This is a genomic window from Marinifilum caeruleilacunae (assembly GCF_013141825.1).
Lineage (GTDB): Bacteria > Bacteroidota > Bacteroidia > Bacteroidales > Marinifilaceae > Marinifilum > Marinifilum caeruleilacunae.
Window position 1 is genome coordinate 24561 of the sequence record NZ_RZNH01000040.1, and the last position, 26508, is coordinate 51068.

Consider the following 26508-nt stretch of genomic DNA (forward strand, 5'->3'; position numbering starts at 1 on the left):
GAGGCAGCCTTTTTTTTTGCCCTTATATTAACAAAAAAGGGGTGTGATTGAATTAAAAGTTACTAAATGTATACCAACCAATTCTTTACAAGGGGTGTGCTGTAAATTTGTTTATAATCTGTCTTAATTTCGGCTAATTTTATAAAAAATGTAAAAAAAATAACAAAAAGTGAAAAAGTGAATTATGTTCCGATTCGTTTTTTGAAATGCATGATATTTGTCAGGTTTTGGATACTTCTTATACGCAATTAATCAATCATTTATATTGAATAGTATTGAGGAATTTACATAGGAATATGTAAGCAAAATTAAGGAGTGGTGTAAACATAAAAACAGGCAATTGTTTACGTAAACGATTGAGTCACGAGCTGTTGTGAGGTTGTTAAAATTTGTTAAAACCATTTAAAGTGCTATTTTTATAAACTAAGAATTACCATTAACCATTTTGCATCTTTACTTAATTACTAACTAAAAAGTTTTTTTATGAAAAAAATGATTGGACTATCTGTATTCCTCATTTTTATGGGATTACAGGTAGTATTTGCGCAAAGCAAACAGATTACCGGTACGGTAACTAATGCTGAGGATGGTCTGGGCATGCCTGGAGTATCTGTTGTTATCAAAGGCACAACAGTAGGTGCCAGTACCGACATTGACGGTAAGTATACTATAGAAGCATCCCCTGAAAACATTTTAATGTTTAGCTTCGTAGGTATGATTACCCAGGAAATTACAGTAGGAGACAAAACTGTAATTGATGTAGTTTTAGAAACTGAATCCATTGGTATGGATGAAGTGGTTGTAACCGCCCTTGGTATTACAAGAGAGAAAAAAGCCCTAGGTTATTCGGTTACCGATCTTGGCGGAGATGAGGTAACTAAGGTAAAGCAGCAAAACCTTGTCAATTCCCTATCTGGTAAGGTGGCTGGAGTTCAAATCAGACAATCAAACAACTTTGGTGGATCTACCAACATGGTAATCCGTGGTAACTCGTCGATTTTCGGTGGTAACCAACCTTTATTCGTAGTTGATGGTGTACCTATTTCAGGTTCTACTTTTAACTCTGCGGCACAAAGAGGTGGTAGCACTGGTTACGACTATGGTAACGCTCTTTCCGATATCAATCCCGACGATATCGCAAATATGAGTGTACTTAAAGGTGCTGCTGCGACTGCTATTTATGGTTCTCGTGGTGCCAATGGTGTTGTAATGATCACGACCAAAAAAGGTAAAAAGAAAAAAGGTTTAGGTATCAGTGTTAATTCTGGTATTACGATTGGTAAAATCGATAAAGAAACCTTTGCTGAATATCAAACTGAGTATGGTGCTGGTTATGGTCCATATTATGGCTCTACAGGATATTTCGAAGATCTTGATGTTAACGGAGACGGTAATGATGATTTAGTTGTTCCTACCTACGACGATGCTTCCTATGGAGCTAGATTTAGTGGACAGCAGGTTTATCATTGGGATTCGTTTGTACCTGAGTCGGCAAATTTTGGTAGAGCTTATGAATATAAAGCTGCTGCTAATTCTCCTGTTGACTTTTTCGAAACAGAAGTTGGTTATACAAATAACGTTGAACTTACGGGTGGTAACGAAGATGGTACTTTCCGTTTAAGTTATACAAACTTCCATACCAACGGTATTCTTCCTAACTCGAAGTTGAACCGTAATACTGTATCCTTTAATGGTGATTACAATGTGAATCCTAAATTAAAGGTTGGTGTATCGGCAAATGTTTCACTTCAAGATACAAAGGGTCGTAACTCAACAGGTTATTCCGATAACTTGATGTCGCAAATGCGTCAGTGGTGGCAGGTTAACGTTGATGTTAAAGCTCAGGAAGATATTTACAAGCAAACAAGAAAGAACTATACATGGAACCACCTTGCATCTGTAGGCGGTGATGTATTAACTGGTTTGTATTGGGATAACCCTTACTGGACAAGATATGAAAATTACCAGACAGACTCGCGTGATCGTGTTTATGGTAATGCATTCTTTATTTTTGATGCTTTAGATTGGTTAGATATCACAGGTCGTGTTTCTTTAGACCATTATACTTCCCTTCGTGAAGAGCGTCGTGCTGTAGGTTCTGTTGCTGCTCCATTTGGTGTACTAAGAACTGATGAGCAATCGGGTTACCAAAGATACGAAATTGGTTTTACCGAGGTGAATTACGATTTAATGGCCAATTACAATACTGATATTAACGAAGATCTTTCTTTATCAGGTGTTGTTGGTATGAATATTCGCGATGAATCTACCGATAGATATCAAGCTTCTACATTGGGTGGTTTAGTTGTTCCAAACTTATACTCATTAAGTAACTCAGTAAACACACCTTCTGCTCCAATTGAAACTCTTGAAGAGAAGCGTGTTTATGGTGTTTATGCTCAGGCGATTTTAGCTTATAAGGATATTCTATATTTGGATATCACGAATCGTGTTGATAAATCATCTTCATTACCAAAAGATGAAAATACATATCACTACTATTCATTTGCAGGTAGTTACTTGTTCTCAACTCATACCGATTTACCATGGTTGAATCACGGTAAGGTTAGAATGAGTTACGCAACAGTAGGTAATGATACAAGTCCATTAAATGTGTTCGATACTTATGTGAAGAACGATAACTTTGGTAAGTATACATTATTCTCTTATCCAAATACAAAGAATAACATTGATCTTAAGCCTGAATATACCAAAGAATTTGAGGTAGGTCTTGAGACGAAGATGTTTAACAACCGTGTTGGTGTTGACGTTTCGTACTATACTAAGGAAACTGAAGATATGTTGATTCCGGTTGAGGTTTCGAAAGCTACAGGTTATTCGTTTAACTGGGTGAACGCTGCAACAGTTGAGAATAAAGGTATCGAGGTTGCATTATATGGTTCTCCTGTAAAAACGAATGAGTTTACCTGGGACATTAATGTGAACTGGGCAAGAAACCGTAATAAGGTATTAGACCTTTATAATGACGTTGAAAATATTGTGATCAACTCATACCAGGGTGGTATCTCTATTAATGCCACTAAAGGACAACCTTTAGGAACAATCCGTGGTACTGGATTCTTGTTCGACGACAATGGAAACAAAGTTGTTAACTCTTCAGGTTACTATATTTCTCAATCAGATCAAATTATTGGTGATCAGAATCCTAACTGGACTGGTGGTATTTCTAATACTTTAAGCTATAAAGGTGTAACATTAAACTTCCTGATTGATATTCAGCAAGGTGGTGATGTTTACTCACTAGATATGCACTACGGTCAAGGTACTGGTGTTTTGAAGCATACTGCAGGACTAAATGAACTGGGTAACCCTAAGAGAGATCCAGTTGCCGACGGCGGTGGTATTCTTAACCCAGGTGTAACCGAAGATGGTTCGGTAAATACTACAAGAGCTAGAGCTGATTATTATGGTGGAGCTTACTATTGGGGTAACTCTTCAAGAAACCCAGGTGCTTTAACTGTATACGATGCATCCTTTGTTAAGTTGAGAGAGCTTGCTTTAACTTATACTTTACCGAAGAAATTAGTAAGCGGTTTTGCTCAAAATGTTTCTCTTTCTCTAGTTGGAAGAAACTTGTGGATTATTCATAAGAATGTACCTTACGCTGATCCTGAATCAGGATTATCTTCTGGTTTGGCACAAGGTTACCTGTCTGGATCTTATCCAACGGTAAGAAGCTATGGATTTAATGTAAAGGTTGATTTTTAATTGATAATTGTAGAAAGAAATGAAAAAATATATATATAAATTAAGTATTCTGTTTCTTGCCGTTGCAATGGTTGGTTGTTCAAACCTTGACGACGAGCTGGAAGAAATAAACATCGACAAGAAGAATCCTTCTGAGGTGCCAGGTGAACCATTGTTTACTAATGGTGCTAGAGATATGTTTGATTTACTACTAGAGACCAATGTGAATAGAAATGTATTCAGACTTTATTCTCAGTACTGGGCTCAAACCACTTATCCAGACGAAAGTCAGTACAACCAGGTTACCAGAAATATTCCTGATAACATGTGGAGAATTTTGTATCGAAATACCTTAAAGGATATTACTGGTGCGCGAGAAATAATTTCTCAACAAGAGACAGTTACTGCTTCAGAAGAGGCTGTTAAGAATAACAAACTAGCTGTTATTACTATTGTTGAGACATTTGCTTACGCTACTTTAGTTGATATTTTTGGTAATGTACCATTTACAGATGCTTTGGATGTTTCTAATCCATCTCCATCTTACGATGATGCAGCTACTATTTATTCAACCATTATGAGCAATTTGGATGCCGCTATTACAGCAATCAATCAAGCAGAAGCTGGTTTTGCAGATCAGGATCCAATTTACGATGGTGATATGGCGATGTGGTATAAAATGGCTAACTCACTAAAACTTCGCATGGCTTTGAGATTGGCAGATGTGAATGCATCAACAGCTCAAACAATGGCCGAGCAAGCTGCTGCTAACGTAATTAGTGCAAATAGTGAAAACTTTACAATTGCCTATACCAACTCTTCTCCAAATACACATCCATTATGGGTTGATTTGGTTCAGAGTGGTCGTAACGACTTTGTTCCATCAAATGTTTTGGTTGATGTAATGAACGGAATCAATGACCCTCGTAGAGCGGTATATTTTACCTTGTTTGAAGGTGCTTACTCAGGTGGAATTTATGGATCGGCAAATGCTGCATCTGGATTCTCTCAGATTGGGGACTTTTTCAAAGAGCCTGATTTACCAGGAACTTTGTTATCATATGCAGAGGTAGAATTCTTATTGGCAGAAGCTGCAGCACGTGGTTATAGTGTTGGTGGTACTGTTGAATCACATTATGAGGCTGGTATTAGAGCTTCAATGGACGAATATGGAATTAGTACAGTTGATGCTGATGCATATTTGTTGGAAGCTGATGTTGCTTATGCTACTGCAGCAGGCGATTGGAAGCAAAAAATTGGTACTCAGAAATGGTTAGCCATGTATAATCTTCCTTTCGAAGGTTGGACAACTTGGAGATTGCTTGATTTTACAGGAATTTTCCAGGCACCAGAAGGCTTAACATTAGGTGATATTCCAGTTAGATTTATTTATCCTATCGAAGAAGCTACCTTGAATGGAGCTCAGTATGACGCTGCAGCTTCGGCAATTGGTGGTGATTTGAAATCAACCAAGTTGTTCTGGGATGTAAACTAGTAACTGAATAAACTGTATAATACAAAGAGGCTGCTGTAAAGTGGCCTCTTTTTTTGGGTTACGATCTAAGTTTAAATAGTTTGCAAGAGGCTCAAACATTAGTGCAATCAATCACAGACAGGAGGGTAAAAACAAAATTGTTAGCTTGATATGAGCCTTGCGAGAGTCGTAACAAGAATAAAAAAAAGGCTGATGTTAAAATCAGCCTTTGTTATGAGATTAGAATGATCAATTTAACTCGTTGTAATAATTAATAATTCTGGTGATATCTTCCAGTTTAGAAGCTTTTAACTTGTTGACATTCATAAATGCTAAAACTTCTTCTTTTTTATCATATAATACATTGATCAAATCTTTCTTGTTATCAATCAATATCGCATTTGTGCTGCCTTCTTGTTTTAAGTAAAAGGAGATGGGTTCCTGTTTGAATTTTGGAGGTTTGTACTCAACATAGCCGCTTGCTGGTTTTGCCTTCACATAAAGAACCGAAGCCTTGCTGTACAGTGTTACTTTACCATCTGATTGAATCTGAAAATAGCCCAATTTTTCTCCTTCCTTTGTTTTAAATACAAGCCTTTCATATATCTTGTCCTTAATCTTTACATACAATAAAGGAAACTGATTGGAAAGTTCATAGGCTAAATCGTCCTTTTTAAATTCGATAATATCTTTATAATTGTTATATCGAAGCATTAAGCCTGAATAAAGCAAGCTGTCTTTACTGATCACAAAACCTTTCTCAAAATATTTATGAATATACGGACTTCCCTTAATGGTTTCGTATTCATTCACATCCATCACTTTAGAAGTTTTGACTTGATTGTACAATTTTACTAAAGATGGTGCGTAAAGGTTAAGGTTGTCGTAAAGCCGTATCGAACTACGTTGAGCTTGAGCACTGCTAGCCATAATGCATAAGCTTAGGCTTATTAAAATAAAATACTTTTTCATATTGACATGCTTTTGTTAGTAGTAGTAAATTTAAACAAAATATGTCAATAAACAGGTAATTTGTTTTTGTAATGAGTTATAAGTCAATTGATATGGATAGATTGCTTGCTTAGAATGAACTGCTAAGTCCAATAATGAAATTTCGTCCGACTCCTGCTATACCCGATGAGTAAGGGCGATATCGTTTATCAAATACATTTTCAATTGAAAAATTCAGATGAAAGGTTTTTGAAAGTTGATAGGAGTTCCTCCAATTTACAATAAACCAATCCGGGGAGTAAGGATTTCCATCCTGATCTTTGGCATAAAGATATGCTTTGTCCTTTTCAACCTCTGCGAGCTCTTTATAGGATATTTCTCCATTGTACTCAAGCTCTATACCCGAATTGAAATGATTGGCCTTATAATCCAGTTTAAATGATCCAAACATGGGTGGAATATGGCGAACAGAACTTCCATCTTTATATTCTCCATTGCTGTAATTCCAATTGGCTGTGGCCGAAAGGTGTTGACTTATTTTTGCGATAAGCTGTATGTTGGCACCCCAAACCTTAGCATTGTCAGCATTCACAATGGCTTGTACTTCACTTTCAACTCCATCGTAAATAATGGTGTTCTCTCCACCAAAACTATAATCACCACGTATCATAGCATTATCCAGAAATGAATAAAAGGTGTTGAAGTCAATAAAAAATAGCTGGTTAAAGTTTCTACTGATGTTGAAATCAAAACTATAAATGTACTCTGGCTTCAAGTCATTATTAGGAACCACAACTTTTCCTGGTTCCGAATCAAATACCTTTCCAATGTCATCGATATTAGGAGCTCTAAAGCCAGAACTTGCATTTACTTTTAGGTTCCATCCCGAATCGGAGTTGTATGCAAGTCCAATGCCTCCGTTTAATGCTCCTGTTGATAAATCAAGGTCAGAAAAAGGAAAATCGTAAAAAGTGTTATCAAGTTTTGAGTTAATCCAAATGTGAGAATATCGGAGACCGCCATTTAAAACCCATTTGGAATTCAACTTGTGCTTTAAATTTGCATAAAAGGCTGCACTTGTATGTTGCGATTTGTCGGGATACCTACTTGCAATTTCTTCTTTTTCTCCTGTTTCTATATTTTCGCTAAAACCCTTCGATCGTAACCTGTTGTGTGTAATTTCAGAACCCCAGAAAAGGTGAGTAGCATTTGAAAGTTTCTTTTCAGCATCAGCATTTACAGAGTAGATATGCAATTTTTCACTACGGTTTCTTTGGGTTGCAGATTCAAACTTGCGATCGTGTCTGCTTTCCTTATAATTTTGATATGCAGTATTAACTTTAAAAGTATCGTAAATGGAAGTGGATTTTTTCAATGCAAGCTGAAAACTATGCATCTGCAGTTCTTGCGGACCGTAATACCATTCAGCATATTTTAAATTGTCACCACTGTACTGAATCAGTCTGTCATATCTCGGAATATCAGAACTGGTAGTGTAATGAAATCCATATTGTAATTCTGTATTTTCCGAAGCTTTATAACGAAGTTTTTGCACAAGGTTAAACTGGTTGTATCCAGTTTGTTTTTGGATTTCTGGATCTGAGTTGTCAATGATCTTATCTTCACCATTCTCTCTAATCACATATTGTTTTCTCAGGTAATCATCCGGACCATGACTTCCCATTTTCTGATCGTCGAAATCGCTATAGGTGATGCTTCCGGCCAGACTTAATTTTTCTTTGCCATAATTGTATGAAATATGGTTCATAATTTCGTTATTGGCCGACGAATAACGGTTTTTATACCTAAAGCTAATGTTCGACTTGCCAGAGGTAGAGAAAAGTGGTTTAATCGTATGAAAATCCATAACACCACCAATGGCATCGCTACCATAAATTATGGAGCCAGGTCCTAATATTACCTCGGCAGACTCAAGGCTGTTTGCATCAATATTAATTACATTCTGCAAATTTCCACTTCGGTATATTGCATTGTTTAAGCGTACACCGTCCAGCACCAATAGTACCCTGTTTGCAGCAAATCCTCTAATCATTGGACTTCCTCCTCCCAATTGACTTTTCTGTATGTACACCTGGTTGCAGGATTTTAACAGATCAGCAGATGTTTGAGATGTGGAGTGTACGATTTCATTTTTTTCAATTCGGTGTACTTTTAAAGGTACTTCCTTAATGTTTTGCTCCCATTTGTTTGCCGAAACAACAACTTCCTGTATGGGGAAAATATTAGATTTTAATTTTATGATGAAGTTAAGTTGTTGAATGACAGAATAATTTAGCTCCAAGTTTTCATAGGATGGATGTTGAAAATAAATCACTCCATTATGTGTGAAGGATGCAATATCAGCAGTCCCTGATTTATCTGATAGAATCGAATTGTGCGAATCGAAGATGTACACATTTTCAATGGGTTTATTGGTTTCTGAATCAACAATTTTTAATTGTTGAGCGAAGCAGAAATTTGCCAATATTAGTAGAGTTGATAAGGTCAGAAGGCGAATCATGTATTGTTGCTTAAAGAGAAAGTTCAAATATATGATTAATATTTTACTTCAGGAACGAAAAAAGGCATCTCTAAGATGCCTTTCAATTGAACTTTTATTGAAGCGTTTTTATTTTTCTGCGATGATTACTTTTTCACCCTGATCGTAAATTAAATCTTTAGGAATTTTAGCTCGTTGAATTCGATATAAATCTTGTAGCAATTCATTTCGAATATATCCTTTGTCTTTGATTAATTTATCGGCAGCGGCATAATCGCCAGTGGCTTGTATTTCGAGAACCATTTTGGCCAACGACTCGGTGGCTTTTTTCATTTTGTAATCATTAATTTTATAAGTTCCCGTTTTCGGATTGTACTTGAAAGCCTCTTGTTCTTCAAAGTAATAGAATCGAATCATGTTTGCTACACCTTGTGCGTCGGTCACTCCAAATCGAATCGATCTAAATACATCAGCCATATAGGTAACATAGTTGTCGAGCATTTCAATTCCTTCAATTTGTCTCATGTCATGCACCTGATTTAACAAGTACATTCGTAGCACATCATTTTTCAATTCATTAATTACATTGTGATGTTCCTTTAATGCATCTTTAACATCGCCATTGCCATTTATGGTACTGGTCATATCAATTCCACCAGTAAGCTCAAAAAAGATTGTATTTAAGAAGAACGACTCGAAGTTTACATTCTTACGTTGTTTTTCATCGATTACCAATTCGCTGATTGGGTTCAATATTTTATCGAATTTTGCCTGCATTACATTCTTAAAGTATACTCTCTTTACATCGGAGCCATTATTACCAACCGGAAGGTTTAAACCTATGAGTTTATTACCGGCATTGCAATGTCCCGAATTGTACAACACATTATAAATGGATAAATTGGCTTCACTGCTCGAAGTTTCGGCCTTGTATTTTTCGGTTAAAGGCAGGTTTTGCTGCAGGAATGGCATTAATGCAGCATATTTCGATACATTCTTGGTGCAGTCATTATCTCTTAATAGGATAAATGCACCATAGGAATACTTGGTCCAAATTAAATTGTCTTCTGTATTCACAATAGGTCCGGCAATAAAATCAAGCTCATTATCGGTAAGGTTCAGCCAAAGCTTGTCGCTCTCCACAAAATTATCCGAAACTAAATCGGCAGCCCGCTGTTCCAGGTAGGCTTTAAAATCTTCTTTTTCGGCCATTGCCGCAGCTTGCTTTAAATGATTTGCAGCAATCTGCAACTGGCTTTGATAGGCTTTGCTAAAAGGAATAACTTGTAATTTGCCACTGGCATCTCTTTCAATTTTAGTAAACGGACTGTACTTGTCATCATTATTTAACTGAAAGAACTCTTCCTGGTTGATATCTGCAGGAAAGAAACCAATGCCCAATGGTCGAGGAGGGAAGTCTTCGGTAAATGGTTTAAAGCCATCCAAACGATCCCACGGACCGTAATTAATTTTAGCATACTGTTTCATGTCAGGATCAGTAATGCTTTCCAGAAGTGCATTTTTATTACCGTATGCCTGCAGCCAGTACAGTTCATCGATGGCATCAGCAGCTTTAATCAAGTGGGAAAATAGTTTAATCTGATCGGCTGAGAGAGAGGTAAGATCTGCCGATAATTTTACTTCGGCATAGTTGGCTAATTTTCTTTGTATCACTGTATCCGAAGCTTTCTTTTCAACGGCCTTCTTTTCTGGTTGGCAAGAAACTACAAATACAATTGATATTAACAATCCAATTAAAAATATGCTATTTCGTATCATAATAGTAGGGTTTTAGATGAAGATGATGTAATCAGATGGTTTTATATCGTATCAATATCTGTCGAAATCTAAATCCTGTTAAGGAAGTGGGTCACACTCTATAAGTTACGAAAAATACTTGCTCAAAAAAAATGGAATCCGCCACTTGCAAATCCCATTTTCTCCAATAATTATTAATATTATCAATTTATGATTCCGACTTATTTTCTTTCGGATATTCTATCCTGGCATGATATGCATTTACCAGGTTGTTCGTGAAAATCTCTTTAATCTCATTAATGTTTTTAAAGGTGATATCGGCATTGGCAAATCGATTTTCATTCACCTGCTTGTCAATCATTTTATCGATTAATTCTCGAATGGTTTCGGGCGTTTTTTCTTTTAAACTTCTCGAAGCTGCCTCAATACCATCGGCCATCATAAGAACGGCGGTTTCTTTAGTGAATGGATCTGGTCCCGGGTATTTAAATTTTTCTTCATCAACTTCCCTGTCGGGATATTTGTTTTTGAACGATGTATAAAAGTACATTACTTTCCCGGCTCCATGATGGGTTTCAATAAAGTCGATAATTTGCTGTGGAAGCTTATGCTTCTTGGCAATTTTTACTCCATACTTCACATGATCTGTAATAATCTGTGCACTCTTATCAAAATCAAGATCATCGTGCGGGTTTTTATTGGTCATCTGGTTTTCGATAAAGTATACTGGGTGTTTCATTTTACCAATATCGTGATATAGAGCACCGGTTCTTACCAGTAAAGGATTTCCGCCAATTTTGTTAATGGCAGCTTCGGCAAGATTGGCTACCTGCAAACTATGCTGAAAGGTTCCTGGCGAGTGCTGAATTAACTGTCTCAGCAAAGGATGATTCTGATTTGAAAGCTCGATTAATGTAACATCAGATAAGAATCCGAATAGCTTTTCAAAGATGTAAATCAAAGAATAAGAAAAGGTAAGGAGTAGGCCATTAATGGCAAACCACATAAAATTGAACCACTTAATTTCTTCAATACTACCTTCCTGGGTAATCGCGAAAGCGAAATAGATTACACTGTAAGTAAAAAAAGTAATGATACCTGTTAATACAAGTTGACCGCGCCTTTCAAGCCTAGGCAAACTGTAAATTGCCATAATTCCTGCTGCCAATTGCAAAAAGACAAACTCAAATGCATTAGGAGCCAAAAATCCGGTAATCAGAACTGTAATAATAAAAACAAATAAAGCTGTTCTGCTATCCATCAAAGTTCTCACCACAATTGTAATTAAGGCAAATGGCAGAAGGTAGATGTGAATTTTCGGAAATTGCTGAATCAAACTGGTTAGGGCTACAAAAATCAATACCAGTAAAAAAATGAAGAGTATCTTTTTGTTGTCGTGTAAAATTTGTCTTCTAAAATTTCGCAAGTATAAAAACAACAGAACAATACAAGATATGATTAGGAGTGTTTGCCCACCAACAATTAAATAATGGCTTTGAGATGAACCAATCAGGTTTTCATGCTCTTTTTTTAATGATTCAAGAATTAAGAATGTTTCATCGTTAATGATATCACCAACCAAAACAATCCTTTTTCCTCTTTCAACCTTACCTTTGGTTAATGAAATATTTTCCAGCATGCTGTTCCTTACCTGGTCCGACATGGTTTTGTCGTAAAACAGGTTTTGAGCCAAATAAGAGTCAAGGTTCAACCCCTGGATAAAAGCCTGAAAAACTGGGTTCTTAAAATCGGATTTTACATTGCCATTGATATTCTCATAAGCTGTTCTTGCCGAAAAAACCTTATTTGTGGCAACCTGTTCGTTAATGTTGTTTACCGATTTATTAATGGTTTCGGGCAGGGTATAATTGAATTGTATTTTCTCATTTTGAAAATCGGCAATGCCAATTTCATAGTAGTTTTTTAGATTGGTTTTTAGGTAGTTGTAGCAAAGTAACTTTTCTGCTTCAATCCTTTTTTGCGAAAAATTCAGCTTTTGAAAGGCCTTCGATTTTTCGAATTGATTCCATTTTTTTTCAAAATTCTTTTCGAAACGTGCAATCGCCGAAGGATATACAGATGTGTCGACCTTAAAATACGGACTAAAGCGATTCAGAATACTATCCCGATCCTGGTTCAGTTCTTTTTCTGTTTTTAGAATTGGAAACTCGAAAGGTGCAAGAAGGGTTTCATGCATCCAAGGTTTGCCTTTCTGGTATTCGTACTTAAAATTCCCGGTGTTTGGGAACAAGAGCATTATCAACACAATGGTTATCGACGTAATTGAGAACCGATAAATGTTGCTTAAGTTTTGTCTAATGAACCTAAAGTATTTATTCATTCTGTTGGGGGTTAATGTGGTTACAGAACTGTTGAAATTCTTTTTATAAAATTAATTGAATATTCTTTGGTAAAAAATATTTATTCCTTTCTTTTACCCATGATATCTGGCGTAAATATATCAATGCAAATGTAAAAACATAATTATATTTTTTATATTTGATTGAATACAATTATTAAGCAACCAATAGATGAATTACGGAATTTCCGATTTAAGTATTATTCCTGTTCGAAGAGAACCAGCTGAAAAAAGCGAAATGGTTACGCAAATTTTATTTGGAGAACATTTTGAGCTTATAGAGCAAGTTGAAAACTGGAGTAAAGTACGTTTGGCCTACGATAATTACGAGGGCTGGGTCGACACTAAAATGATTAGCCCGATTGATGAGGAATTCTATCATTTGCTTTCTAAGCAGCTGTCCGCAGTTGCCAATGATACTTTTAACCTGGTATTTCAGGAAAAAGATTATTCGAATAAACTGATTGTTCCGGGAAGCTCTTTTCCTTTTTGCGATCGGGAAGAGAAATCTTTTAGAATAGGAGAGAAGAAGTATTTTTACCAGGGCAAGGTAACCGGAAATGGATCGGATGATCACATCAGGGATTCGATTATCGAAGCTGCACTAAAATATTTTAATGCTCCTTACTTATGGGGTGGAAGAACGCCTTATGGTATTGATTGTTCCGGCTTAACTCAAATTGTTTACAAACTAAATAGTATTAGTTTACCGCGTGATGCAAGTCAGCAGGTAATGGTTGGCGAACCTTTAACTTTTGTAGAGGAAGCATTGCCGGGCGATTTGGCCTTTTTCGATAACAACGAAGGAAAAATTACCCATGTTGGTATCATTTGGGACCGACACAAAATTATTCATGCTTCGGGCAAGGTGAGAATTGATAATGTGGATCACCAAGGTATATTTAATGTTGATACCAAACGCTATACGCACAAACTAAGAGTTATAAAACGAATCATTACTGAAGAATAAGTGCAGGTTTAATTGCAATTTCTCATTCTCCCGACGAATGTTGGGAGCCATAATCACCAAATTTAATCATGTATACATACGAATATCCACGTCCGGCTTTAACTGTTGATTGTGCCATTTTTTGTACATCTAAGAGTAAAACTTTTGTGTTGTTGATAGAGCGTGCCAACGAACCATTTAAAAACAAATGGGCTTTCCCGGGTGGCTTTGTGGATATGGATGAGGATATCGAACCTGCAGCATATCGTGAGCTAAAAGAAGAAACAGGTTTCGAGAATGTTACTTTATCCCAGTTTAAAACCTATGGTGCAGTTCACAGAGACCCTAGGGGCAGAACTGTTTCGGTTGTTTACCTTGGACAAATTGAATCGAATGAATTGCCACTGGTGAAAGGAGACGACGACGCCTTAAAAGCCCAATGGCTTGATGTTGAAAACTTACCTGAACTGGCTTTCGATCATGATGATATCATGAAAGATCTGAAAAAGAAGCTTGGTTTAGCCTAAGCAGGTTTCAAGATAGTGTGAGCTGTCTGGTCCCATGTTAAAGATCAAATCCAAGATACTCAAGTTTGGGATAAAGCCATGCTTATCGCCAAATACCTGGGTGTATGCCTGTGGATTGAAATTAGCATCAGCTAATCCTTTCGAAGCTTTTGGATGGATCATATTCCTATAGTCGATAAAGTCGGGCGTTTGCATTGGAATAAAATCATCACTTAGGGCATTTTTATTTTCAATTTCCAGAATCTCGCAAATCTCAGCTTGAATTTCAAGGTTAAAATCCAAAAGGTAATCCCATTTTTGCGTAAAAAATCGTTCCAAATCGTCGATGTAATACTCGTAGAATGGCGACGATTTATAAGCCGATTCAATCCCTTTCCAATGCAACTTTTGCCAGTTGGTATCATAAGAGACTTTTACATCCTTGGTTAAAACTTTCTTGTTGGTTGCTTTTACTACTGGAACAGATATTGCTAAAGCGCCATTTGCACCATAAATATTACACCTGTTTCGATACGATTGCTTCGAATAATTCTCCCACTGCTCAATCAGAACATTCTGATGTTGAACCAGTTTGCAATAGTATTGTATAGGAGCAAAATATGCTGTTGATAGTAAGGCGCTGCTATTTTCCATTTCTCTACGATTAAGAGTGCGAAACTACAAAAAATGCAGAAAAAGAAAAAGGCACCTTAATGGGTGCCTCTCTTTTATATTTACATTCTGTTTAGTGAATCCACTTGAAAATTCGGTTCCATCTTATTTTGCTAAATCCAGACTGATCTTTGTCTAATGAAAGCCAGATGAAAGATGCCTTACCTACGACATGATCTTCAGGAACATATCCCCAGTAACGAGAATCGGCCGAACGGTGACGATTGTCACCCATCATCCAATAGTAATCCATCTCGAAGGTATACGAAACCGCTGGTTCTCCATTGATATAAATGGTAGAATCTTTCACAGCAAGATCGTTTCCTTCAAACGCATTAATTGCTCTTTCATAAAGAGGAAGCGTTTCCAAGGTCAAATCAACAGTCATTCCTTTTTGTGGAATTACAAGCGGACCAAAATTATCTCTGTTCCAGTTGTAATGATCGCTAAACGGGAAAACATCTTCCGAAGTGCCTACTCCATGCACCATTTTTACCATAGAGGATACATTTCCAAGTTTGCCAATTTTATCGGCCTTTTCTTTTGATAGTGGCATGTGATACACCGATCCACTATGGCTGATTTCATCTCTGGAAATATTCATGTCCTCCAATTTTCGAGGATTGATTAAGGTACCATTGGTTCGAACTTCGTAATTAAACTGTACTTCTCCTACCTTTTCCTGTGCCTTGCCATTAATGTATAGTTGGCCATCAATACTGGAAATGGTATCGCCCGGCATTGCCACACATCTTTTGATATAGTTCTCGCGCTTATCAACAGGGCGTGAATCGATCTCCAGGTTTTGGGCAAAGTATTTTCTGGCAACACGTTCATAGGCTTTATCAGGCTGAATTGTTCTGCCTTTTCTCATATCATTTTCCTTTAAGGTGGCCGTAGCCGATCTTAACTGAGAGTAATAATCTGGGTTTTCCCTTCCTACTACAATGGTATCTCCTGCAGGAAAATTAAATACTACAACATCGTTACGTTTGATTTCGTTCAATCCGGCAAGACGTTTGTATGGCCAATTGATCCACTCAAGGTAAGATTTTGTTTTGGTGGTTCCGGGCATGGTATGGTGTGCAAAAGGGAAGGACAGAGGTGTATTTGGAACCTTTGGTCCGTATGCAACCTTACTCACAAACAAATAATCCCCTACAAGCAATGATTTTTCCATCGAGCTGGTCGGAATCGTATAGGCTTCGATAAAAAACATTCGAATAATGGTTGCAGCAACCACTGCAAAAATGATGGCATCAATCCATTCAACTGCAGTACTCTGTTTTTTAACGCCTCTTTTTTTCCAAAAAGCCCAATGTACCTTTTTACTGATGTATACATCAAAAAGGATTGGTAATCCAAATAAAAGCCAATAATTTCCAATCCAGATAATCATTAACAAAGCAACGATTAGTGCAACTGAAAACTTAAACCATTTGTTTCTTAGTATGTTTGCCATTCAATATTATTTAAATGATTACTTTATTTTCTCTTATAATTGTAGCAGATCCTTCATGCCATAAAAACCTTCTTTCTTTGGCATAAATTCGGCTGCCAAAACTGCTCCCAAAGCAAATCCTTTGCGGCTATACGCCTGATGTTGAATCATGATTTCATCTACCTCCGAATGCCATGTAACTGAGTGTGTGCCAGGAACCGCTCCATGGCGTTTGGCCAAAATGCTAAGTTCATCTTCTTTCATGCTGGTAGCTTCTATCCACTTGTCTTTTTTAGGGTGGTTTTCAAGTATTCCATCGGCCAGAGTTAAGGCAGTTCCGCTTGGCGAATCCAATTTGTGGATATGGTGAATTTCCTCCATATCTACATTGTATTCTTTAAATGGTGCCATTAGTTTTGCAAGCTTTTTATTCAGCTCGAAAAACAGGTTCACTCCTAAACTAAAGTTCGAAGCATAAAAGAATCCTTTTCCTGCCTTGCATTGATTCTCGATTTCATGCAATTTTTCCAACCATCCTGTAGTTCCCGAAACTACCGGTATATTTGCTTCAAAGCATTGTAAATAGTTACCATAGGCCGAATCGGGATTCGTAAATTCGATGGCAACATCAATATTTTGTAATTGATCTGCACACAAATCTTTCGGATTGTGCTGATCAATAATTAATCCAATTTCATGGCCACGTTCAAGAGCAATTTGTTCTATCTCTTTACCCATTTTTCCGTAGCCTATTAATGCAATTCTCATTTGTGGTTTGTTTAGGGGAAATTTGTTTGGTTAATAGTTTCCCAATTGTAATGATTTCAAAAATAGTAAATCCAAAGCATAATAGTGGTAAGCTGATTGGCTATTATTAGGCTTTTTCGATATTGTGCTCATTGTAAGCAATAAGCATTGCTTATTCAAAGTTGAAACGTAAAAAAGGGATTGTGAATCACAACCCCTTTTTAAAGTAAATAATTTATAGTACTATTTAGCTGCTTGTGCTTTACCCACTACAGCTTTAAATGCTTCTGGATGATTTACAGCTAAATCTGCTAAAACCTTACGGTTAATTTCGATATTAGCTTTGTGCATCAAACCAATTAGCTGTGAATACGAAAGACCTTCAAGTCTTGCCGCTGCGTTAATACGCTGAATCCACAATGCTCTGAAGTTTGATTTCTTTTTCTTTCTATCGCGGTATGCATACTGCAAACCTTTTTCGAACGTATTTTTGGCTACTGTCCAAACATTAGCTCTTGCACCAAAGTTACCTCTGGTTTCTTTTAAAATTCTTTTTCTTTTAGCTCTTGAAGCTACAGAATTTACTGATCTTGGCATAATTCCTAATTTTTGAATGTTAGCGTTCCACTTAAGGACTCTTTGGGGCTAACCACTCGGTTAATAACTAAAAAAATCAATAACTGATTCTTACAACATGTTAAGCATTAACTTAACGTTTTTCTGGTCTGCTTTATTTACAGTACCGAAGTAGGTAAGATTTCTCTTCCTTTTAGTGCTCTTTTTAGTCAAAATGTGACTTTTAAAAGCGTGCTTTCTTTTGATTTTTCCAGATGCAGTCAAAGTAAATCTTTTCTTTGCACTGCAATTTGTTTTCATCTTAGGCATTGTACAAATTTAAAAATTAATGTATATATAAATTATTCTACTTTTTCTTTGGAGTAATGAACATTGTCATACGTTTTCCTTCCAATCTTGGCATCTGTTCAACTTTCCCAATTTCTTCAAGATCCTGAGCAAATTTTAACAATAAAATTTCGCCTTTGTCTTTAAACAGGATTGAACGCCCCTTAAAGAATACGTACGCCTTAACTTTTGCTCCTTCGTTAAGAAATTTTTCAGCATGCTTTAACTTAAAGTTGTAATCATGTTCGTCGGTATTTGGTCCGAAACGAATTTCTTTCACAACAACTTTAACAGCTTTAGCCTTCATTTCCTTTTGTTTCTTTTTCTGCTGATAAAGAAACTTTTTGTAATCGATGATCTTACAAACTGGTGGATCGGCTTTTGGTGAAATTTCAACTAAATCCAATTCTTGATCATCAGCAATTTTTAATGCTTCTGAAATTGAATAAACTCCTGGTTCTACGTTATCTCCAACAACGCGAACACTGCGGGCTCTAATTGCTTGGTTAATCTTGTGTTGAGCCTCTTGAGGTCTTCTTTGACCTCTGTTTCTTTGATGAAATCCAGCTATGGCTAGGTCCTCCTACTTTAGTTAGTAATTCTCGATAGAAGACAATTGTGCTTCTACTTCTTTATTAATAAATTCTGAAAATTCTGTAATAGTCATAGATCCCATGTCACCCTCTCCTTGTTTACGAACCGAAACAGTATTTTCTGTTGCTTCTTTCTCGCCAACAATAATTAGGTATGGGGTCTTTTTCAACTCGTTATCACGGATTTTTCTTCCGATTTTCTCGTTGCGATCATCTAATACGGCGCGAATATCGGAATTATTTAACGAATTTAAAACTTTTTTTGCATAATCGTTATATTTTTCGCTAATCGGCATGATAACAGCTTGTTCAGGTGTTAACCACAATGGGAACTTACCACCAGTATGTTCAAGCAATACAGCAACAAATCGTTCCATCGATCCAAATGGTGCACGATGAATCATAATTGGTCTATGTTTTTGGTTATCACTACCTACATATTCCAATTCGAAGCGCTCTGGTAAGTTGTAATCTACCTGAATGGTTCCCAGCTGCCATTTACGTCCAATTGCATCTTTAATCATAAAGTCAAGTTTTGGACCGTAGAATGCTGCTTCGCCATACTCTACAACAGTTGCCAAACCTTTTTCTTCTGCAGCTTCGATAATTGCCTGTTCTGCTTTGTCCCAATTCTCTTCGGCACCAATATATTTCGAATGGTTTTCCTTATCGCGAAGAGAAACCTGAGCTACATACTCATCAAAATTAAGCGCCTTGAAAATGATAAAAATGATATCGATTACCTTCTTGAACTCTTCTTTCAACTGATCTGGAGTACAGAACAAGTGAGCATCATCCTGGGTAAAGCTACGTACACGTGTTAATCCGTGTAGCTCACCACTTTGCTCGTAACGGTAAACAGTACCAAATTCAGCAAAACGAACTGGAAGATCTTTGTACGAACGAGGCTTAAATTTGTATGCTTCGCAATGGTGAGGACAGTTCATTGGTTTTAGCAAATACTCTTCTCCTTCTTGTGGAGTTTGAATTGCCTGGAATGAATCTTCACCATATTTATCGTAATGGCCAGAAGTTTTGTAAAGGTTAATGTTACCAATATGCGGCGTGATAATTTGCTCGTATCCGAATTTCTTCTGAACTCTTTTCAGGAAGTTCTCCAAGCTTTCGCGCAATTGTGCACCTTTTGGCAACCAAATTGGCATTCCCTGACCCACATTTTGAGAGAAAGTGAACAATTCCATTTCCTTACCCAATTTTCTGTGGTCGCGTTTTTTTGCCTCTTCCATCATCACTTCATACTCATCAAGGTATTTTTTCTTTGGGAAAGTAATACCATATACACGAGTAAGCTGTGGACGTTTTTCATCGCCTCTCCAGTAAGCACCAGCTACCGAGTTTAATTTAATCGCTTTAATGTAACTAGTGTTAGGCAAGTGTGGTCCTCTACACAAATCGGTAAAACCACCTTGCTGATAGAAACTAATTGTACCATCTTCCAACTCGTTAATCAGCTCAACTTTGTACTCTTCCTTTCTTTCATTAAAGAAAGCAAGAGCTTCCTCTTTTGTTACATCGCTTCTCTTATATTCGTTCTTGCTGCGAGCAAGTTCAAGCATTTTTTGTTCAATTTTAGGAAGGTCTTTATCGGTAAGTACCGTGCCATTTCCTAAATCTACATCGTAGTAAAAACCCATTTCGATTGCCGGGCCAATACCAAATTTTACACCTGGATACAATACTTCCAGTGCTTCAGCCATTAAGTGAGCCGAAGAGTGCCAAAAAGCATGTTTTCCTTCTTCATCATTCCATGTATGAAGCTTAATGCTTGCATCTTCGTTAATCGAGCGTGTAAGATCATACAACTGATCATTTACGCTAATCGACAAAACTTCTTTTGCCAATCGACTTGAAATGCTTTTAGCGATCTCAATACCAGAGACGCCAGCTTCAAATTCTTTTACTGTTCCATCAGGAAATGTAATTTTAATCATCCTATTGTTTTTAATTTTTATTCACACCGCTACAAACCAGCATGATATACTTAAATAGAAAATACAAATTTCGCCAATAACAGGCTATTTATGTCTCAAAATGAGCCTCCTCGAAATTCAATCCACAAAGATATAACTTTCTGATCAATTAAAACTTTAAATCGCAAGCAATATTTAGCATTTCAATAGATTTAGCGATTTCTTAAAATGAGTGATTTCGAGATTTGTTGATTCGAAAAAGCTGTTGGAACACAGAAATGCCTGTAAACTCTGTTATTTCTGATTTTTATCAGGACTAAATTTTTTTCTTTTCTCCAAAAAAAGTGGAATCTTTGAATTTTGGAAAAACAACCTATACAAATTGTAAATAATTCAACAAACATGAAGAAAATAAGATTGATTTTAACATCTGCAATCATGCTATGCTTGTCGTTTACCATTCTTGCTCAGCAAGAGGTGAAGAAAATTAGCATGGAAGATTTGATGCTGAATCGTACTTTTGGTCAAAAGTCGGTGTATGGCGTGCGTTCGATGAACGATGGAGTACATTACACCACATTGGAAGGAAACGGTACTAAAATTGTAAAATACAGTTTTGCAACGGGGAAAGTGGTTGAAACACTTTTCGATCTGAGCAAAATGAAAGATACTGAGCTAAAGTATATCAGTGAATATAAATTTAGCAATGATGAAAACAGAATTCTTTTCACGACCAATCAAGAGAGAATTTACAGAAGATCTTTTACTGCCGATTACTATGTGTTTTCATTCAAGAATAAGGAGTTGGTGCCTCTTTCGAAAAATGGGAAGCAGCGTTTGGCAACTTTCTCGCCAAACGGAAACAGAATTGCTTTTGTAAGAGACAACAATCTTTTTATTCACAATGTTCTTTTCGGATCGGAAATTAGAATCACCAAAGATGGTGAATTCAATAAAATCCAGAATGGTACGCCTGATTGGGTTTACGAAGAGGAATTTGAATTCAATAAAGCATTCACATGGTCGCCAGACAGCAAGTTCCTGGCTTATATGAAATTTGATGAGAGTCAGGTAAGAATGTTCAACATGAACAAGTTCGAAGGCTTGTATCCGCAGGTAAAAGAAAATGCATTATACCCTGAAAACTATACCTACAAATATCCGAAAGCAGGAGAGAAGAACTCTGAAGTGAGTGTTTGGGTGTATAATGTTGATGACCGCATTACCAAGAAAATGAATGTGGGCGAGGAGAAGGATCAATACATTCCGAGATTAAAATGGACAAAAGATCCTAAGAAATTGACTATTTATCGACTGAATCGTCATCAGAATAAGTTGGAATTTTTGCTTGCCAATGCTAAAACTGGTGAGTCTGATATCATGTACACCCAGGAAAATAAATACTACGTAGAAGAACGCAATTTCGATTTTCTAACCTTCCTTGATAATGGTACACAGTTTATTTATCCGGATGAAAAGGATGGCTTTAACCATTTGTATTTGTTTGATATGATTACCGGAAAAGCGGTGAATCAAATTACTTCGGGCGATTGGGATATGACCGACTTTTTGGGTTTTGATGAAACGAAAAAGGTGTGCTATTATGAGTCGGCAGAGGTTTCGCCTATGGATAGAAACACTTATTCTGTAAAATTGAACGGAACGGGTAAAAAATTGATTACTCCTGCCAAAGGAACCAACAGAACGGTTTTTAGTAATGGTTTTAAATATTATATCAATTATTTTTCAAGTGTTACTCAACCTAATACCGTTAGTTTGTACAATTACAAAGGCAAGTTGATTCGTGTTTTGGAAGACAACAAAGCTTTGGTTGAAAAGTTGAAAAACTATCAGTACAACCCGAAAGAATTTACCATGTTGCCGGCAGCCGATGGAATGACCATGTTGAATGCCTGGATGATCAAACCATTCAATTTCGATCCATCGAAAAAATATCCTGTTTTAATTACTCAGTATAGCGGACCAAACTCTCAGAGTGTTCAGAACAGATGGAGCTTTGACTGGTATCAGTATTTGGCACAGGAAGGATATGTTGTGGTTTGTATCGACCCAAGAGGAACGGGAGCCAGAGGTCAGGAATTCCGCAAATGTACCTACATGCAATTGGGAAGACTGGAATCGGACGATATGATTGCAGCTGCAAGATCATTGGCAGAAGAGTCGTTTACCGATGAAAAAAGAATGGCTATCTGGGGATGGAGTTTTGGTGGATTTATGTCCTCGCTTTGTTTGGAAAAAGCTCCGGATGTATTTGCTGCAGCCATTGCGATTGCGCCTGTTACCAACTGGAGATATTACGATACGGTTTACACAGAGCGATTCATGAGAACGCCACAGGAAAACCCGAAAGGTTACGATGATAACTCACCAATTAATCATGTTGATAAATTGCAGGGAAGTTTATTATTGTGCCATGGAACGGCTGATGATAATGTTCACGTACAAAATGTATATGAATTTGCAGAGCGCCTGGTTCAGGCAGACAAACAATTCGAAATGCAGATTTATACAAACAGAAACCATAGTATATATGGTGGGAAAACAAGATTGCATTTGTACAAGCGATTCAATAAATTTTTAAGAGATAATTTATAGGCCTAAATTGTTTCGATAATGATATAAAGAGGAAGAATTTTAAAATTTTTCCTCTTTTCTTTTGCTCAAATATTCAGAATTTTAGAGGTGTTTGACTTATTTTTTTGAAACTTTTTTGAAAAAAAAACTTGTCAGAACCTAGGGATTATCTATATTTGCATCGCAAAAGTAAGAACAAAGCATCTTACAATTATGCGAGAATAGCTCAGTTGGTAGAGCATAACCTTGCCAAGGTTAGGGTCGCGAGTTCGAGTCTCGTTTCTCGCTCAAAACGGTTTTTTCTTTTCCGTTCAAATAAAAAAGAAAATGCGAGAATAGCTCAGTTGGTAGAGCATAACCTTGCCAAGGTTAGGGTCGCGAGTTCGAGTCTCGTTTCTCGCTCTTTTGAAGAAATTTCCTCTTGTGAGGATGTTTTACTGTACAAACTAGCATTACTAAAGCTGCTTCAATTCTGGAGCAGCTTTTTTTATGCATAAAAAAAGACCTTCTTTCGAAAGTCTTCTATATTGATCTGATATCTTTTTTACAGTTGCACGCCATTGTTGTGAAGGATACTGATCACTTCTAGTCCCAATTGTGGTTTTACCGTTCTCAGCATCTGATTTATCTTCTCATTTTCAATATCCATTAATCCAAGAATGATGTAGGCAGAATTTCTATCCTCGGGAGCATCTTTAATTAACTCTAAAAGAATGTTCGATCCAGAGTGAAACTCTTTATTGGATAAAACGGAAAGATTCACAAAAAACTGACTTGCGGCACGTACGATTTCTCCATCGGTTTCTACCTGTATAAAAGGAAATAAAGCCATAATCGCTTTAGGATTATTCTTACGAACAACAGAACTCAGGGCAGCAAGCAACTTGGTTCTTTCTTCGCTTGATGAATTTGAAATCAAGTACTCATACATTCGAAAAAGAACGGGAATTATATTTTTGTTCCTGGTTTCACCATACAAAAAGCAAGTTCTAAAAGTCATCACCTGCAATTCATTCTTGTCCAATTCTTCCCACTTATCGGATTCCAAGGCAATTTTATCCAAATAGGAATAGTTCTTTTTCTGATCAGTCATATTCAAATCTTAATTTTGCGCAAAGATATAAACATGCCAGCATTCTCCAATACACACATTATAAGATTTATTTGATGCCAAAAGATTGATCGGCTTAAAAATCTTTTGCAATTATTACTTTTTTGTTAATTTTGCTTGCCTTGCCCAAGTGCTGGAATTGGTAGACAGGCATGGTTGAGGGCCATGTGTCCGATTGGGCGTGCGGGTTCGACTCCCGCCTTGGGCACTTTTATTAAGTTTAATAGAAACTAAATGCGCTTATTTTCAACGAAATAAGCGCATTTTTGGTTTTTGAAAATGTCATTTAAAAGCATTAAAATGCAAAATTAGGAGGGACCATAAAGGGACCACACCAAAATTTCACATTTTTGGTCCCTCCTATTTAACTAATTGAATGCTAGTGTTAATTGATGTGAATTGGTCTCGTTTGATATTCTCTAAATGAAACATATTGCGTAATTTTTATATGCAAATTTGCATATAACTAAGTGTTAAATTTAAATTTATCATTGATTATGAGAATGTTTGTGAGTTTTATTTTGAGAAAAAACAGAGGGAAAAAAGAAGGAATAGCACCTGTTTATGTACGTTTTACTATGAATGAGCGAAGAGTTCAGTTATCAACTGGTGTAAGTGTCGATATGTCAAAATGGGATCCAAAACAACAAAAATGTATTGGAAGAAGCCGAGAAGCTCAGGTTTTAAATAATAAAATTCTAAAAGTAAAAACGGATTTGTATGATATTTATAATCAGTTATCTGCTTTTGAAGAGGATTTTGATGTTATGGACATTAAAAATAGAATGCTTAAGGTTGATGAAGGAAAATACATAGGTGTTGTAAGTATATTTGATTATTACCTGGATAGTATGAAAGACAAGCTGCATAAAAGCTTTTCCATGGAAACTTATAAGCACTATAAATCATCGAAAGGTAGGGTTGAAGATTTTATCAAATCACAATACAAAATTAATGATTTTCCAGTAGGAAAGATTGATTACAATTTTCTGGATAAGTTCGATCGCTATTTAAAATCTAAGTATAAGGTTCATCAAAATACAGCTTGGAATTATCACAAACATTTAAGACGAATTTTAAATTTGGCCATATCATTAGAGTATATTGAAAAGAATCCATATGGCAAGTATAAGGTGCGATTAGATCCAACAAATAGGGAGTTTCTAACTATAGATGAGCTTGGTAGGATAGAAGATAAGGAGTTTACTCTTGAAAGACTCGATTTGGTAAAAAATATATTTGTTTTTGCATGTTATACAGGATTGTCATACTCTGATATTTCCAAATTGCATCAAAGACATTTGGCTTTGGGAGATGATGGAAATGAATGGCTTATCATTGATAGAACCAAGACAAATAACAGGTGTAGAATTCCATTGTTGCCCAAAGCAAAAGAGATTTTAGAATTGTTTAAACATTATCCATCCATTTCTGGAACGGGGAGGTTGGTTCCTGTTTTATCAAACCAAAGATTGAATAGTTATCTAAAAGAAATTGCAGATACTTGTAAAATAAGTAAGAATTTATCAATGCATATGGCTCGTCACACTTTTGCAACTTCAGTTACCTTATCTAATGGAGTTCCTATTGAAACTGTATCAAAGATTTTAGGACATACCTCTTTGAAAACCACTCAAATTTATGCTAGGATTTTAGATAAGAAGATATCTGATGATATGGGTGATTTGAAATTGAAGTTGGAACAGAAAAGAAAGTCCAATTGGGGGTGACAGATATTATATTTATTTTTATGAAGGTAAATATCTAATTATTTGGAGTATATTATCGCAATAGATTTGAAGGTGTAAAAAAGTTATTTCATTAAGGATCCACAAAATATTTAAAGTTAGTTTAAGCAAAATGAAAATTTAAAAACTAAAAATTACTTGTTTAGAATTGCTTGTATGTCTTCTTTCTGTCGAATATCGGGAAATTTTGAAAGAATTTCTTTAGCAAGAGTTTTGGACTCGTTTATTTGCTGATATTTCACATGCAGGTTCAAAAGTGCAAGGAAGTAATCCGAATTTTCAGGATCGATCTTGATGGCAGAGTTCAAATAATTCACGGCTTGCTTTTTATCATTTCTAAAATCATACATCATGGCCACATTGTAGAATATGCGATGATTATCAGGAGATAATTTAGCAGCTTTTAGTAGGTACTCCATCGATTCATCGTAGCGTTGGCGTTCCGATAAGAACAGTGCATAGGTAAATGTTGTTGCACCATCTTCAGGAACATGTTTCAGGTAATCCTTCAATAAAATCTCTGCCTTTTTGTATTCTCCTTTGTTGTTGTACAAAAGAGCCA

At 36.3% G+C, this 26508-nt stretch carries 19 protein-coding genes and 3 tRNA genes; 9 read left to right on the plus strand and 13 right to left on the minus strand.

Annotated elements, in window-relative coordinates; all coding sequences use genetic code 11:
- Positions 1-483 precede the first annotated feature (483 nt).
- Both ELS83_RS18285 and ELS83_RS18290 read left to right on the plus strand, forming a co-directional pair.
- Positions 484-3729: a SusC/RagA family TonB-linked outer membrane protein gene (locus ELS83_RS18285; protein ID WP_171596989.1), complete on the plus strand. Its 3246-nt coding sequence runs from the start codon at positions 484-486 to the stop codon at positions 3727-3729.
- A gap of 19 nt (positions 3730-3748) precedes the next feature.
- Positions 3749-5203 carry a SusD/RagB family nutrient-binding outer membrane lipoprotein gene (locus ELS83_RS18290; protein WP_171596990.1) on the plus strand — a complete coding sequence of 485 codons (1455 nt, stop codon included), beginning with the start codon at positions 3749-3751 and terminating at the stop codon, positions 5201-5203.
- Between the two features lie 228 nt (positions 5204-5431).
- Here ELS83_RS18290 and ELS83_RS18295 read toward each other — a convergent pair whose 3' ends face one another.
- From ELS83_RS18295 to ELS83_RS18310, 4 genes are all read right to left on the minus strand, one after another.
- Positions 5432-6154, minus strand: coding sequence for a hypothetical protein (locus tag ELS83_RS18295; protein ID WP_171596991.1), 723 nt, complete (start codon positions 6152-6154; stop codon positions 5432-5434).
- Between the two features lie 109 nt (positions 6155-6263).
- Entirely contained in the window at positions 6264-8654 is a 2391-nt protein-coding gene (locus ELS83_RS18300; RefSeq protein ID WP_171596992.1) for a TonB-dependent receptor plug domain-containing protein, read from the minus strand.
- Positions 8655-8762: 108 nt separating this feature from the next.
- On the minus strand, positions 8763-10412 hold the full coding sequence (locus ELS83_RS18305) for a Zn-dependent hydrolase (protein WP_171596993.1): 1650 nt from the start codon (positions 10410-10412) through the stop codon (positions 8763-8765).
- 187 nt (positions 10413-10599) lie between these two features.
- Positions 10600-12732, minus strand: a complete 2133-nt coding sequence (locus tag ELS83_RS18310; RefSeq protein ID WP_171596994.1) for an HD family phosphohydrolase — start codon at positions 12730-12732, stop codon at positions 10600-10602.
- A 190-nt stretch (positions 12733-12922) separates the two neighbouring features.
- On the opposite strand from ELS83_RS18310, the gene ELS83_RS18315 reads away from it, so the two are divergent.
- Both ELS83_RS18315 and ELS83_RS18320 read left to right on the plus strand, forming a co-directional pair.
- Positions 12923-13720: a C40 family peptidase gene (locus tag ELS83_RS18315; RefSeq protein WP_171596995.1), complete on the plus strand. Its 798-nt coding sequence runs from the start codon at positions 12923-12925 to the stop codon at positions 13718-13720.
- A 68-nt stretch (positions 13721-13788) separates the two neighbouring features.
- Positions 13789-14226, plus strand: a complete 438-nt coding sequence (locus ELS83_RS18320; protein ID WP_171596996.1) for an NUDIX domain-containing protein — start codon at positions 13789-13791, stop codon at positions 14224-14226.
- On the opposite strand, the gene ELS83_RS18325 is transcribed toward ELS83_RS18320, so the two are convergent.
- The 7 genes from ELS83_RS18325 to thrS form a co-directional block, all read right to left on the minus strand.
- On the minus strand, positions 14218-14859 hold the full coding sequence (locus tag ELS83_RS18325; protein ID WP_171596997.1) for a WbqC family protein: 642 nt from the start codon (positions 14857-14859) through the stop codon (positions 14218-14220). The genes ELS83_RS18320 and ELS83_RS18325 overlap by 9 nt on opposite strands.
- A gap of 91 nt (positions 14860-14950) precedes the next feature.
- The gene (lepB, locus tag ELS83_RS18330) at positions 14951-16339 is read right to left on the minus strand and encodes a signal peptidase I (RefSeq protein WP_171596998.1); all 1389 of its coding nucleotides are present in this window, start codon (positions 16337-16339) and stop codon (positions 14951-14953) included.
- 33 nt (positions 16340-16372) lie between these two features.
- Positions 16373-17086, minus strand: a complete 714-nt coding sequence (gene dapB, locus ELS83_RS18335; RefSeq protein WP_171596999.1) for a 4-hydroxy-tetrahydrodipicolinate reductase — start codon at positions 17084-17086, stop codon at positions 16373-16375.
- 222 nt (positions 17087-17308) lie between these two features.
- Positions 17309-17662: a 50S ribosomal protein L20 gene (rplT, locus tag ELS83_RS18340; RefSeq protein WP_171597000.1), complete on the minus strand. Its 354-nt coding sequence runs from the start codon at positions 17660-17662 to the stop codon at positions 17309-17311.
- A 90-nt stretch (positions 17663-17752) separates the two neighbouring features.
- Positions 17753-17950 (minus strand): 50S ribosomal protein L35, encoded by a 198-nt coding sequence (gene rpmI, locus ELS83_RS18345; protein ID WP_054722596.1) that lies wholly within the window; start codon positions 17948-17950, stop codon positions 17753-17755.
- A gap of 37 nt (positions 17951-17987) precedes the next feature.
- Positions 17988-18539, minus strand: coding sequence for a translation initiation factor IF-3 (infC, locus tag ELS83_RS18350; RefSeq protein ID WP_171597008.1), 552 nt, complete (start codon positions 18537-18539; stop codon positions 17988-17990).
- Positions 18540-18560: 21 nt separating this feature from the next.
- Positions 18561-20513: a threonine--tRNA ligase gene (thrS, locus tag ELS83_RS18355; protein WP_171597001.1), complete on the minus strand. Its 1953-nt coding sequence runs from the start codon at positions 20511-20513 to the stop codon at positions 18561-18563.
- A gap of 381 nt (positions 20514-20894) precedes the next feature.
- Here thrS and ELS83_RS18360 point away from each other — a divergent pair, with 381 nt between their 5' ends.
- The 3 genes from ELS83_RS18360 (at position 20895) to ELS83_RS18370 (ending at position 23489) form a co-directional block, all read left to right on the plus strand.
- A complete protein-coding gene (locus ELS83_RS18360; RefSeq protein ID WP_171597002.1) occupies positions 20895-23108 on the plus strand; it encodes a S9 family peptidase in 2214 nt (737 codons plus the stop codon).
- 194 nt (positions 23109-23302) lie between these two features.
- Positions 23303-23375 (plus strand) — tRNA-Gly (locus ELS83_RS18365).
- 41 nt (positions 23376-23416) lie between these two features.
- Positions 23417-23489, plus strand: a tRNA-Gly gene (locus tag ELS83_RS18370).
- A gap of 142 nt (positions 23490-23631) precedes the next feature.
- Here ELS83_RS18370 and ELS83_RS18375 read toward each other — a convergent pair.
- Positions 23632-24180, minus strand: coding sequence for a hypothetical protein (locus ELS83_RS18375; protein ID WP_171597003.1), 549 nt, complete (start codon positions 24178-24180; stop codon positions 23632-23634).
- A 142-nt stretch (positions 24181-24322) separates the two neighbouring features.
- Here ELS83_RS18375 and ELS83_RS18380 point away from each other — a divergent pair.
- Positions 24323-24406 (plus strand) — tRNA-Leu (locus ELS83_RS18380).
- A gap of 262 nt (positions 24407-24668) precedes the next feature.
- On the plus strand, positions 24669-25928 hold the full coding sequence (locus tag ELS83_RS18385) for a phage integrase SAM-like domain-containing protein (RefSeq protein WP_171597004.1): 1260 nt from the start codon (positions 24669-24671) through the stop codon (positions 25926-25928).
- Positions 25929-26080: 152 nt separating this feature from the next.
- Here ELS83_RS18385 and ELS83_RS18390 read toward each other — a convergent pair.
- A partial coding sequence (locus tag ELS83_RS18390; RefSeq protein ID WP_216616681.1) for a tetratricopeptide repeat protein occupies positions 26081-26508 on the minus strand: 428 nt, incomplete at its 5' end.